Source organism: Pseudonocardia sp. DSM 110487 (assembly GCF_019468565.1).
Lineage (GTDB): Bacteria > Actinomycetota > Actinomycetes > Mycobacteriales > Pseudonocardiaceae > Pseudonocardia.
In genome coordinates this window covers 3,744,791-3,757,410 of the sequence record NZ_CP080521.1, presented here as the reverse complement: position 1 = coordinate 3,757,410, position 12,620 = coordinate 3,744,791, and the positions used below count along the sequence as shown (strand labels likewise).

At 71.1% G+C, this 12,620-nt stretch carries 10 protein-coding genes; 6 read left to right on the top strand and 4 right to left on the bottom strand.

Features of this window, described 5'->3' with window-relative positions:
- Positions 1 to 17 precede the first annotated feature (17 nt).
- Together K1T35_RS17485 and K1T35_RS17480 are read right to left on the bottom strand one after the other, a co-directional pair.
- Positions 18 to 2,048, bottom strand: coding sequence for a tripartite tricarboxylate transporter permease (locus K1T35_RS17485; protein WP_220261192.1), 2,031 nt, complete (start codon positions 2,046 to 2,048; stop codon positions 18 to 20).
- 10 nt (positions 2,049 to 2,058) lie between these two features.
- On the bottom strand, positions 2,059 to 3,222 hold the full coding sequence (locus K1T35_RS17480) for a hypothetical protein (protein ID WP_220261191.1): 1,164 nt from the start codon (positions 3,220 to 3,222) through the stop codon (positions 2,059 to 2,061).
- Between the two features lie 208 nt (positions 3,223 to 3,430).
- Between K1T35_RS17480 and K1T35_RS17475 the strand changes: the two genes are divergently transcribed.
- The 6 genes from K1T35_RS17475 to K1T35_RS17450 all read left to right on the top strand — a co-directional run bounded on the left by K1T35_RS17475 (position 3,431) and on the right by K1T35_RS17450 (position 10,773).
- Positions 3,431 to 4,372: a LysR family transcriptional regulator gene (locus K1T35_RS17475; RefSeq protein WP_220261190.1), complete on the top strand. Its 942-nt coding sequence runs from the start codon at positions 3,431 to 3,433 to the stop codon at positions 4,370 to 4,372.
- A gap of 120 nt (positions 4,373 to 4,492) precedes the next feature.
- Positions 4,493 to 5,347 (top strand): MaoC family dehydratase N-terminal domain-containing protein, encoded by an 855-nt coding sequence (locus K1T35_RS17470; protein WP_255622604.1) that lies wholly within the window; start codon positions 4,493 to 4,495, stop codon positions 5,345 to 5,347.
- A 14-nt stretch (positions 5,348 to 5,361) separates the two neighbouring features.
- A complete protein-coding gene (locus K1T35_RS17465) occupies positions 5,362 to 6,537 on the top strand; it encodes a CaiB/BaiF CoA-transferase family protein (protein WP_220261188.1) in 1,176 nt (391 codons plus the stop codon).
- A gap of 1 nt (position 6,538) precedes the next feature.
- Positions 6,539 to 7,363 carry a CoA ester lyase gene (locus tag K1T35_RS17460; protein ID WP_220261187.1) on the top strand — a complete coding sequence of 275 codons (825 nt, stop codon included), beginning with the start codon at positions 6,539 to 6,541 and terminating at the stop codon, positions 7,361 to 7,363.
- Between the two features lie 30 nt (positions 7,364 to 7,393).
- A complete protein-coding gene (gene pcaB, locus K1T35_RS17455) occupies positions 7,394 to 8,740 on the top strand; it encodes a 3-carboxy-cis,cis-muconate cycloisomerase (protein ID WP_220261186.1) in 1,347 nt (448 codons plus the stop codon).
- A complete protein-coding gene (locus K1T35_RS17450) occupies positions 8,737 to 10,773 on the top strand; it encodes a 4-oxalomesaconate tautomerase (protein ID WP_370645393.1) in 2,037 nt (678 codons plus the stop codon). The genes pcaB and K1T35_RS17450 overlap by 4 nt, the downstream gene beginning before the upstream one ends.
- A gap of 154 nt (positions 10,774 to 10,927) precedes the next feature.
- On the opposite strand, the gene K1T35_RS17445 is transcribed toward K1T35_RS17450, so the two are convergent.
- Together K1T35_RS17445 and K1T35_RS17440 are read right to left on the bottom strand one after the other, a co-directional pair.
- Complete coding sequence (locus K1T35_RS17445; RefSeq protein ID WP_220262671.1) at positions 10,928 to 11,725, bottom strand: formylglycine-generating enzyme family protein; 798 nt, start codon at positions 11,723 to 11,725, stop codon at positions 10,928 to 10,930.
- Positions 11,726 to 12,249: 524 nt separating this feature from the next.
- Positions 12,250 to 12,450: a hypothetical protein gene (locus K1T35_RS17440; RefSeq protein ID WP_220261184.1), complete on the bottom strand. Its 201-nt coding sequence runs from the start codon at positions 12,448 to 12,450 to the stop codon at positions 12,250 to 12,252.
- Positions 12,451 to 12,620: the final 170 nt, after the last annotated feature.

Here is a 12,620-nt window from a genome sequence, read left to right as displayed (position 1 = left end):
AGTGCACAAGGGACGTCTCAACCGAGGGCGCCCAGCAGCCCCACGGGCAGATCGATGTGGATCAGTGCGGGCAGGGCCAGGATCAGCAGCGCCGTCACGAGCGTGTAGATGACCACCGTCCGAGGCCGGGCACGGGCAACGAACAGCAGGAACGCCGGGATGAACAGCAGCAGCGCCGCGAGGTAGCCGCCGAGGGTGACGAGCACGAGGAACGCGGCCATCCACGCGAACATCCGGAGAGCGACGAGGACGAACTCACGACGCGTCTCGGTCCTGGGTTCTGCCACCGCGACGGCGGAACCTGCCGCAGTGGGTGTTCCGACGGGCTGCCCGGTGTCGGTCACCGTCCGCCGCGCCCTCAGTTCGAGGTAGACGAGGACGAGCGCCACGATGACACCGCCGGCGCAGAGCAGCCTGGGCACGAGCCGGGCGTCCGGAGAGAAGTCCGCGGAGACGAACCACCCGATGGCGAAGACGGCGAGCATGCCCAGCGCGATGGCCAGCGACCATCCCGTGTTGGTGAGCTCGCCCGCCTCATCGGCCGGCGGTGCCCCCCGCTCGGGGTCGTCGACGTCCGCGTGCCGCCGGGCCCGGAGCCGGCGGATGCCGGCGAGCACCAGGGGTGCGATGAGGATGACGAGGAAGACGAGCACCCACGGGCGCAGCAGCCACGACGCGCCGTCGTAGACGCTGTCGGTGAGGAAGTAGTACCGCTCGAGCGGAACGGCGAGCACGAAGCCGATGAGGAACGGGGCCCGCGGGTAGTCGGTGGCCTTGAGCAGCCAGCCGAAGACACCGAGCGCGATCATGACCCACAGGTCGCCGAGCTGGCCGCTCTCCTGGAATGCGCCGAGCAGCATGACCACGACCAGGCCGGGGCCGAGCACCGCGAACGGCACGGTGGTCAGGCGGGCGAGGTACCGGGTGCCGCCGAAGCACAGCGCGGCGCCGAGCACGCTGGCGATCGCGAACGACCACACGATGAGGTACATCAGGTCGAGGTGGTCGGTGATGATGGTCGGGCCCGGCTGGATGCCGTAGGTGAGCAGCAGGCCGAGCAGCATCGCCGCCGGCACGCCGCCGGGGATGCCGAACAGCAGCGTCGGGATGAGGTCCCCGGCCTCGACGGAGTTGTTCGCGCTCTCCGGGCCGACGATGCCGCGCGGGTCGCCCTTCCCGAACTTGCGCTTGTCCTTGGCGGTCGCGACGGCCTGGCCGTAGGCCATCCAGGTCCCGGCGGTGGCACCGATCCCGGGCAGGACGCCGGCCCAGATCCCGATCAGCGCGCCCCGGATGACATGCGTCCAGTGGGTGAGCCACTCGCGCACGCCCTCCAGGTAAGTGCCACCGAGCGTGATCGGCTGCTCGGGGTGGCCGCGCTGCCCGACCCGGCTGGCGATCTCGGCGAGGCCGAAGATCCCGAGGGCGACGGCGACGAGGGAGAGGCCGTCGCCGAGGAACAGGCTGCCGAAGGTGAACCGGTACTCGGCCGTGGTCGGTGAGGTGCCGACGGTGCCGAGAAGCAGGCCGAGCAGGCCGGCGGCGAGGCCCTTGGCCACATTGCCGCGGGACAGAACGGCGGCCAGTGCGACACCGAGGACGGTCAGCATGAACAGCTCCGGGCTGCCGAACGACAGCACGAGCGGGCGGGCCAGCGGAATGGCCAATGTCAGGCCGAGCGCGCCGATGATGCCACCGGCCATCGAGGACAGGAAGGCCAGCGACAGGGCCCGCCGCGCCTGGCCCTGGCGGGCCATCGAGTAGCCGTCGAGCATGATGACGCTGGCCGAGGCGGAACCCGGCGCGCCGAGCAGCACCGCGGACACGGTGTCGGAGGTGTGCACCACGGCGAGGGCACCGATCAGCAGGGCGAGCGCCTGCGGGGCTTCCATGCCGAAGGTGACGGGCAGCAGGATGGCCACGGCGCCAGTGCCGCCCAGCCCCGGGATGAGACCCATCACCAGGCCTGCCGCGACGCCGATCACGAGCATGAGGAGCAGCCCTGGATCAGCCAGTGACTGGAGGGCGGCCAGTGCGGATTCGAGCATCGTCGCTCTCCTAGTCGATCGTCACGTGGTAGCGGGTGCCGAGCAGGCCGACGACATAGCCCTTCACCTCGTCGTCGACGCGGTAGGACTCGGCGATCCGCTCCGGCAGCCGCGGGTCCGCGACGATCGGGTAGCCACCGAGCACCTTCTCGGCCTCGGCGTTGAAAACCGGGTCGGCGCCCATCTGCTCGGCCGAGCGACGCAGCAGCTCGGTCGCCTGCGGGGGCGTGTCCTGCGGCACCCACATCGCCTTCTGGTAGGTGTAGGTGACGCCCAGCAGGGCCCGGTAGGCCTCGTACGCCGGTCCGGACGGGTCCGTGCCGTTGAGCGTCCGGTACACCTCCACGACCGTCGGGATGTCGGGGAAGTTCGGGTCGCGGACGACGTTGCCTGCGGCGTCGATCTGGCCGAGCGAGAACAGCGGCACCGCTCCTCCCGAATCCACGAGGGGCTGCACGCTGGGCCCGTAAGCGGAGGTCGTCTGGTAGTCGATGTCGATCTCGCCGCGCTGCAGCGCCAGCCCGACGGGGCCGCGGCCCTCGAACCCGAAGATCGCTTCGACGTCGGTGCCGAGCAGGTCGAACGCGACGAGCGTGGTCAGGTCGAGCCCGGTGGCGCTGATGCCGCCGAACTTCAGCGGTGCGGCGCGGTTCACCAGGTCCTGAGGCCCGTTGACGCCTGCGCCGGTGCGGGCGTAGACCACCGCGCCGGTGCCGTTGGCCAGCACCGGGGTGAGGTCGCCGAAGTTGTACTGCACCTCGGAGCGGCCGAGCAGCCACGGGACGACGCTGGTGGCGGTGCTGACCAGCAGGTGGGTGCCGTCGGCCTCCGCGGTTGCGAAGAAGCGGTTGGTCCCGGCGATGCCCTCACCTCCGGCGTCGTTGACGGGCGCGAAGCCGGGTTGACCGGGAAGCGCGCGGGTGAGGCCCTGACCCACGAACCGGGCCCAGGTGTCGGTGCCACCGCCCTCGGCGAGCGGGATGACGACCTCGACGGTCTCGCCGGCGAAGTCCCCGTCGGTGGTGGTGGCGGTCCGGCTGAGCAGACCGCCGCCGAAGATCGCGGCTACAACGGCCAGGACGGTGAAGACGGCCATGACAGCGACCGCGGTGCGGCGGTTGAGGGGCGGCGGGTCGGCGCTCTGCTGCGCCGACGCGGGGGTGACAGTGGTCATGGCCCCGCTACCCCCGCGTCGACCGGTTCTCGGGCGCGCAGTGTGGGGGACGCGTAGTTCGGCATCGCTCACCTCCTTGTGCAGCGACCTCGCATGGTCACCGTTTTCGACGCGACCGACTATGGGGCCGAGCAGCGTGCAGCACCATCGCGTGTTTCTGCAGAGGTCTGAAGCGCTGCTTCATTCTCGCGGTACGATGTGCCACCGGTTGCTCTCCGCGCCGGTGCAGGGAGGGGCGTCGTTCGTGCTGGACGTGAAGCGGCTGCAGGTGCTGCTCTCGGTCGTGGAGCTCGGGTCCGTCACCGCCGCGGCCGATGCCCTCATGTACACCCCGTCGGCCGTCTCGCAGCAGCTTCGGCGGCTGGAGCGCGAGGTGGGACAACCACTGATGAAGCGCCACGCGCGGGGGATGTCCCCGACGGAGGCAGGCGAGGTCCTGGTGCTGCACGCCAGGAAGGTCCTGCGCCAGCTCACCGCGGCCGAGGCGGACCTGCAGGAGATCGCCGGGCTGCGGCGCGGCCGCCTCGTGCTGGGCACGTTCCCGACCGTCGCCAGCTCGTTCCTGCCGCTGGTGGTGCGACGGTTCCAGCAGCTGCACCCCGCGATCCGGCTGGACATCCTCAGCGGCCGCGAGGCGCAGCTCGTCGAGTGGCTGGAGAACGGCACGGTCGATCTGTCGCTGCTCTGGGACTACGAGTGGCGCAGGCTCGATCCGTCCCGGTTCAACCTCACCAAGCTGTTCGACGACCCCACCGTGCTGGTCGTCGCCGCCGACCATCGCCTCTCCCGCCGCCGTCGGGTCGAGATGGCCGAGCTCGTCGACGAGGACTGGATCGTCCGCTCGGACCACCCGGTCGTCGAGGTGCTGCGGCGCAGTGCCGTCGCGGCCGGTTTCGAGCCGAGGGTCTCGTTCCGGGCCAACGACTACCAGGAGGCTCAGGCGATGGTCGGGGTCGGACTCGGCATCGCCGTGGCGCCACGGACTGCGGTGCTGAACCGGATCGCCAACGTGCGGGTGATCCCGCTCGGCCCGCGGGTGCCGGCCCGTCGCGTCCTCGTCGCCCACCGTCCCGACCGGGTGGACACGGCCGCCGGGGCGGCATTCCACGCGGTCCTCGTCGAGACCGGCGCGACCTACCGGCCGGACTGAGCGAGCGTTTGTAGCACTCCTACACGGGGTTGTGCCGATTCGTGATGGTGCTTCACGACCCCGGCCTTCACGCTGAGTGGCGTCACGGTGAGTCGCTCGACCAGGAGGCATCAGGTGGCCATGGCGGACGCGGTCGACCTCACGAAGTGGATCGGGCGCACCGAGTCGGTGCGTGACACGGTGGGGCCGACGCCCGTCGCCGCCCTGCACGCCACGCTCGACTACCCGGTCGAGCCAGTGCCGGCCGGCACCCCGCTGCCGCCGCTGTGGCACTGGCTCTACTTCCTGCCGATGTACCGGCAGTCCGAGCTCGGACCCGACGGGCACGCCGAGCGCGGAGGCTTCCTCCCCCCGGTGCCGCTGCCACGCCGGATGTGGGCGGGGGGTCGCTTCGCGTTCCACAGCCCGCTCCGGGTCGGTGACGACATCGTCCGCACGTCGACGATCGAGAACGTCGTGGCCAAGGAGGGCCGCACGGGGCCGCTCGTGTTCGTCACGGTGCGCCACGAGGTGCGCAGCAACGGCGGCCCGGACCCCGCCCTGGCGGAACACCACGACATCGTCTACCGCGCCGAGAAGACGCCCGACGAGGTCGAGCCGCCGCCCACGCCAGCGGCGACCGGAGCCGCATGGCAGCGCGAGATCGTCCCGGACGACGTCCTGCTCTTCCGCTACTCCGCGCTGACCTTCAACGGGCACCGCATCCATTACGACCGCCGTTACGTCACCGAGGTCGAGGGCTACCCGGGGCTCATCGTGCACGGGCCGCTGCTCGCCACGCTCCTGCTGGACCTGCTGCGCCGCAACGCACCCGACGCCGACGTGGCCGCCTTCCGCTTCCGCGCCGTCCGCCCGACCTTCGACCTGCACCCGTTCCGCGTCAGCGGCGAGCCACAGGACGACGGGACGGTACGCCTATGGGCGCAGGACCACGAGGGTTGGCTGACCATGGACGCCGTCGCGACGGTGCGCTGAGGAAAGGAAAGATCATGCTGCCGCTCGAGGGCCTCACCGTCGTGACGCTGGAGCACGCCATCGCGGGACCGTTCGCGACCCGTCAGCTCGCCGACCTGGGCGCGCGGGTCATCAAGATCGAACGCCCGGGATCGGGCGACTTCGCCCGCGGCTACGACCACCGCGTGCGCGGGCTGGCCTCGCACTTCGTGTGGACCAACCGCTCGAAGGAGAGCGTCACACTCGACGTCAAACACCCCGACGGGGCCGCCGCGCTACAGCGCCTCGTGCTGGAGAAGGCCGACGTCGTCGTGCAGAACCTGGCCCCCGGCGCCTCGACGCGGCTCGGGCTCGGCTACGAGCGGCTCGCCGCCCAGAAGCCGGGGATCATCGTCTGCGACATCTCCGGCTACGGCTCCGACGGCCCGTACCGCGACAAGAAGGCCTACGACCTGCTCATCCAGAGTGAGGCCGGGTTCGTGTCGGTGACCGGGACGCCCGATGAGCCGTCCAAGGCGGGCCCGTCGATCGCCGACATCGCCGCCGGCATGTACGCCTACACGAACATCCTCGCCGCGCTGCTGCAGCGCGAACACACCGGCCGGGGCCAGCACATCGACGTGTCGATGCTGGAGTCGCTGACCGAGTGGACGTCCTACCCGCTCTACTACGCCTTCGAGGGGCAGCCGCCCCCGCCGCGGACCGGGTCCTCGCACGCCACGATCTACCCGTACGGATCGTTCGCGACCGGCGACGGCGGGTCGGTGGTGATGGGGCTGCAGAACGAGCGCGAATGGAAGGCCTTCTGCGAGGTCGTGCTGCGCCGGCCCGAACTCGCCGACGACCCGCGGTTCGCCGGCAATGCCGCACGCGTCGCCGAGCGGGACGCACTCAAGAAGGTGATCGACGACGTGTTCGGGGTGCTGACCACACCTCAGGTGCTCGAGCGGCTGGAGGCCGCGCGAATCGCCAACGCCAGGCTCAACACCATGCACGAGGTGTGGGAGCACCCGCAGCTCGAGGCCCGCGACCGGTGGCGCGAAGTCGGCACGTCGGCCGGCACGGTGCCGGCGCTGCTGCCCCCGGGCAGCCGAACGGACGTGCGCATGGACCCCGTGCCGTCCCTCGGCGAGCACACCGACGCCGTCCTGGCCGAGCTGGGGTACGACGCCGCGGAGATCAGGGCGTTTCACGACGCGGCGGTGGTGTGACATGCCCGCCCCGGAGCCGCGCACCTACCTGTTCGTCCCGGGGAACCGTCCCGACCGCTTCGGCAAGGCCCTGGCGAGCGGCGCTGACGCCGTCGTGCTCGACCTGGAGGACGCGGTCGCCGCGGACGCCAAGGATGCCGCCCGCGAGTCCGTCGGGACGTGGGCGGCAGCCGCCGCTGTCGCCGACCGGATCCGCTGCGTCGTCCGGATCAACGGCCGCGCATCGCCGCATTTCGCCGACGACGTGGCGCTCGTCGCCGACGCCGGCCTGCCGACCGTGATGCTGCCCAAGGCCGAGTCGGCTGCGGACGCCGCCGCGGTCCGGAGGCTCGCGCCGCACGCGGCCGTGCTCGCCCTGGTCGAGAGCGCGCGCGGGGTCGCGCAGGTCGACGAGGTGGCGCAGGGTCCGGGCGTGGTGCGCCTCGTGTTCGGCACCCTCGACTACGCCCTGGACCTCGATCTCGACCTGGATGACGGCCCGGACGGGCTCGGCTACGCCGCTGACCGGCTGGCGGTCGCCTCCCGGGCTGCTGACCTGGCCGGACCGGTCGCCGGCGTGACGCCCCAGCTCGACGACGAGGCCCGGCTGATCGCTGACCTGGCCTGGGCCCGGCGCCGCGGGTTCGGCGCCAAGCTGTGCATCCACCCATCCCAGGTCGCGCCGATCCACGCCGCGCTGGCGCCGGCTCCGGAGGCGGTCGCGTGGGCTGAGCGGGTGCTCGCCGCCGACGCCGCGTCGCCGGGAGCCGCCCGGCTCGACGGCCGCATGATCGACCTCCCGGTGGTCCGGCAGGCGCAGCGGACGCTGCGGCGTGCCGGCCGCTGACCCCCACCCACACCTGATCGGAGCGCATCCGTGCCGTCCACCATCATCGACTCCGCGATCTTCCAGGGCATCTTCAGCAGCGACGAGATGCGGCGCGTCTGGTCCGACGAGAACCGGACCCAGTGCTACCTCGACATCGAGGCCGCTCTCGCGAAGGTGCAGGGCGAGCTGGGCCTGATCCCGCAGGAGGCCGCCGACGAGATCGTCAGCCACTGCCGGCTCGACCAGATCGACATGGTCGAGCTGCGCCGGCAGACCGAGCGCATCGGATACCCCATCCTCGGCGTGGTCTCCCAGGTCAACCGCCTGTGCCGGAACGGCCTCGGCGAGTACTGCCACTGGGGCGCCACCACCCAGGACATCACCGACACCGCCACCGTGCTGCAGATCCGGGAGGCCCTCGACCTCGTCGACGGCGAGCTCACCGCGATCTCCGCGGCGCTCGCCACCCTCGCGCGGGACCACCGCGACACCCCGATGATCGGGCGCAGCAACCTGCAACAGGCGATCCCGGTGACCTTCGGTTACAAGATGGCGGGCCTGCTGTCGGCGATCGAGCGCCACCGGGAGCGACTGGTGCAGCTGCGCGAGCGCGTGCTGGTCGGCGAGTTCGCCGGCGCCGCCGGCACGCTGGCGTCGCTGGAGAACGGGGCGATGGAGACCCAGGCGGGCCTGTGCGCCGAGCTCGGCCTGGCCCAGCCGGTGATCGCCTGGCACACCATCCGGGACAACATCGCCGAGGTCGGCGCGTTCCTCGGGCTGGTCGGCGGCACCCTGGGCAAGCTCAGCATGGACGTCAAGCTGATGATGCAGACCGAGGTCGGCGAGGTGTACGAACCGTTCGCGCACGGCCGCGGGTCCAGCAGCACAATGCCGCAGAAGCGCAACCCGATCAGCAGCTGCTACATCCACGCGGCGATCTCGGTGGTGCGCCAGCATTCGGCCGCGCTGATGGACGCCATGGTCGCCGACCACGAGCGGTCCACCGGCCCGTGGGAGATCGAGTGGATTGTCCTGCCGGAGGCGTTCTGTCTGATGGCCGGCGCGCTCCGGCAGGCCCGGTCCATCGTCGAGGGGCTCGAGGTCGATCCACAGGCCATGCGCCGCAACATCGACCTCACCGGCGGGCTGGTCATGAGCGAGGCCGTGATGATGGGGCTGGGCCCCTACATCGGTCGGGAGTACGCCCACGACCTCGTCTACGACATCTGCCGGGACGCGGTCGCGCAGGGGCGTCCGCTGCTCGACCTGCTGGCCGAGAACGACGAGATCAACAAGCACCTGGACCGTGAGGCGCTCGCGAAGCTGCTCGACCCGGCGGGCTACCTCGGCCAGTCCGGAGTCATGGTCGACCGGGTCCTCGACCGACTCGCGTGAGCGCGACGAGTTCCTCCGGGAGCCGGGTGGTTCCTTGCGTGCTCATGCGCGCCGGGACCTCCCGCGGTCCCTTCTTCCTCCGGGAATGGCTGCCCGCCGACGAGGTCGAGCGCGACGAAGCCCTGATCGGCGCGATCGGCGCCTCGGACCTGCTGCAGCTCGACGGCGTCGGTGGCGGGAGCACGCTGACCAGCAAGGTCGCCATCGTCTCGCGCTCGAACGAGCCGGGCTGCGACGTGGACTACCTGTTCGCACAGGTCGGCGTCGGTCAGCGATCCGTGGACACCCGCCCCAACTGCGGCAACATGCTCTCCGGTGTCGCCCCCTTCGCCATCGAACAGGGCCTCGTGCCCGCCCAGGACGGCACGACGACCGTGCGGGTGTTCAACGTCAACACCCGATCGCGGATCGACGCCACGGTCCACACGCCCGGCGGGCGCGTCACCTACGCCGGTGACACGAGCATCGACGGGGTCGCAGGCGCCGCCGCGCCGATCCGGCTCGACTTCCTCGATGCCTGGGGAGCGACCACCGGCTCGGTCTTTCCCACCGGTCACCGGGTGGACGTCATCGAGGGGGTGGAGGTCACCTGCATCGACGCCGCGATGCCACTGATGATCGCCCGCGCCGCAGACCTCGGCGTCACCGGACGTGAGACGCCGGAGGAGCTCGACGCCCACCCGACGCTCCGAAGCCGGCTGGAGGTCCTGCGCCGAGCGGCCGGCCGGATGATGGGCCTCGGCGACGTCTCCGGCAGCGTCGTGCCCAAACCGGTCCTGGTCAGCGACGGGCCCGGTCCGATGAGCGTGACCTCGCGCTACTTCACGCCCCACCGCGCGCACGCGTCCCATGCGGTCACCGGCGCGATCGGTGTGGCGACTGCGTTCGCGCTGCCGGGCACGGTGGCCCATCTCGAGGACGTGTCGTCGGGTGCCCACGACATCGTGATCCTGCATCCGCAGGGTCGGATCGAGGTCGGGGTCGAACTGGTCGACGAGCAGGGCGAGATCAGCGTGCGACGGGCCGGCCTCGTCCGCACGGCCCGCAAGATCTTCGAAGGCGAGCTCCACGTGCCCGGGTACGTCTTCTCGCGCGCCCGCTCCGACCGGCCGGCGGGCAACGCCGCTGTGCCCGCCCGTGCGGACCGGCCGATCACGCTCGTCGTCCCGACACCGGCCGGCGGTGCGAATGACGCGATCGCCCGCGCGATCGCCCACCGGCTGGGACCGATCCTCGGCCGGTCCGTCGTCGTCGACAACCGCGCAGGCGCGCACGGCTCCATCGCCAGTGAGTACGTCGCACGTGCCGCCCCGGACGGCCACACGCTCCTGCTCGGTTACGTCGCCACGCACGGGATGAACCCGGCGCTGCAGCGACTCGGCTACGACCCGGTCGCGGACTTCGAGCCGGTTGGCCTGATCGGCTACTCGCCGACGGTGCTGGTGAGCAGTCCGAGCATGCCGGCGCGAACGGTCGAGGAGATGGTCGACCGACTCAAGGCTGAGCCAGGCGTGCACAGCTACGCGTCGGCGGGTGATGGCACGGCCCCGCACTTCGCCGCGGAACTGTTCAAACTGGCCGCCGACGTGGACATCACCGGCGTGACGTATCGAGGGTCGTCCGCCGCACTCAGCGACACCGTGGCCGGGCGAACCCAGTTGATGTTCTCGAGCTTGTCGACTGCGCACCCATGGATCAGGACCGGCAGGCTCTACGCGCTCGCAATCGCCGGCCCGAGCAGAGCGGCCTCGCTTCCCGATGTGCCGACCTTGCACGAGGCCGGGGTCACCGGGGTCGAGGTGACCCAGTGGTACGGCCTGTTCGCACCCGCCGGCACGCCTGGCCGCGTCGCCGAGGAGATCAATACCGGGCTCAATCAGGTGCTCACCCAGACCGACTCGGTCGCCCGAGTCAGCACTCAGGGCATCGACATCGCGGCCGGTCCTCCCGACGAACTCAGCAAGCTCGTCGAGCAGGAGGTCGCCAGGTGGAAGGAGGTCGTCGGCCGGACCGGCCTGTCCCGCAATCGGTAGAACCTCGAACGCGGCCGGACTGCGCTCCCGGGCGGTGGTCGCGCCGGTGCGCCGGGTCCTGCCGCCGGTCCGGCTCGAATCCGTGGGAATCGACCTGGCCTTCATCGTGGCGTTCTTCGCGCCGGTGGTGCTGCGCGAGATCGTGATGTTGGCTCTAACGCGCCACGACGCAGCGGAAACCGAGGTTGCCCACCGAGCTGTCGGGGGTATTAGCGGTGCGGGCGGCCACCCGGTAGCGGTTGCAGTACGACTCGTGGCACAGGTAAGAGCCCCCGCGCATGGCGCGGTTCTGCTCGGCGCGGTCGAACCAGTCGGCGCACCACTCCCACACGTTGCCGGCCATGTTGTACAGGCCGAACCCGTTGGGCTCGAACTCGTCGACCGGGGCGGTGCCGGAGAATCCGTCCTCCGCGGTGTCGTGCACGGGGAACCGCCCCTGCCAGATGTTGCAGCGGTGCTCGCCGCCGGGCGTGCGCTCGTCGCCCCACGGGTAGCGGGCCTGGTCCAGCCCACCCCGCGCCGAGTACTCCCACTCCGCCTCGGCCGGGAGCCGCGCACCGGCCCACGTGCAGAATGCCGCGGCGTCGTGCCAGGACACGTGCACGACCGGGTGGTTCCCACGGCCGTCGAGGTCGCTCCCCGGCCCTTCGGGGCGCCGCCATTGCGCCCCGGTCACCCCGCACCACCACGGCGTCCCGTCCAGGCGTGGGGAGGCCCGCCGCAGCTCCTTGGGCAGGAACTTGGCGAACACGTACGACCAGCCGAACCGCTCGGCGTCGGTCTCATAGCCGGTGGCGTCGACGAACTCGGCGAACCGTTCGTTCGTGACGCAGTGCGCGGCGATCGCGAAGGACCCCACCGAGACCTCCCGGACGGGGCCCTCGCGGTCTTCGGGAAACCCGTCCGGGTCGTCGGTGCCCATGCGGAACGTGCCGCCCGGCAGCTCGATCATCCCGTCGAGCCGCACGTTCCCGACGGCCACGGGGGAGCGATCGACGGACTCGGCGCCGTTACGGGCGGGGCGGCAACACGAGGACACGCTGGGAGCCTACGTCCTCGCTGCCGACGCATTCCTCGCTGACGGGCTAGCGCACGACGGTGGACACGACGGATTTTCTTCCGACAAGCGGAAAGCTGGTTTCGACAGACGATGAGACTCGTGAGCGAGGCGGTCAAGGGCGAAGGGCCGGGCCTGCACTCTCGGCAGGTAGAACGCCGGCAGCCCGGAGCTGACAGCAGACCCGGAACCGGGTGGTGGCTTCGCCGCGACCGCACCCGCGACGAATCCGCAGAGCGCGGCTGGACTACCGCGCCTACGTGCTCGTCGTCGTGGTCGCCGTGCTCGTGCTGGTCGCCGCACGATCCCCAGCTGTCACCGACCGTGCCGCGGTGACTTCGCCGCCGGATCCGAGGTCGAGTCGGGTGAGCTCGATGCACGGCTGAGGTCGGCAGCGCTGACCATCGGCCGGAGGGCTCTCAGCGACAGCGCAGCGCCTCCGCGGCACGCTCCGCGTACCACCGGATCCCGCAAGGGTGAATCGGCACCGCCGCCTGCCGCCACGAGCATCCGGCACAGTGGCCCGTGCCGTCGTCGACGTGCACACGCAACAGCTCGGCGACGAGCGCAGGCCGTTGCTCCATGAAGTCGATCACCTCGAACGCCCCCGCAGCCGTCATACTTTGATCCTGGATGGCCCGAGCCTCGCGGCGCTTCCCCACAGCAACGATCCCTCGATCGAGTGACACGGACGGAGCGCCCGGTAGGCCATCCCCGGATCTCACGGCCACCGCGTCACGGCCTGGTTCGCCTCCTGCGAATCGACCGGATGGACACCGCGTACGCCAGG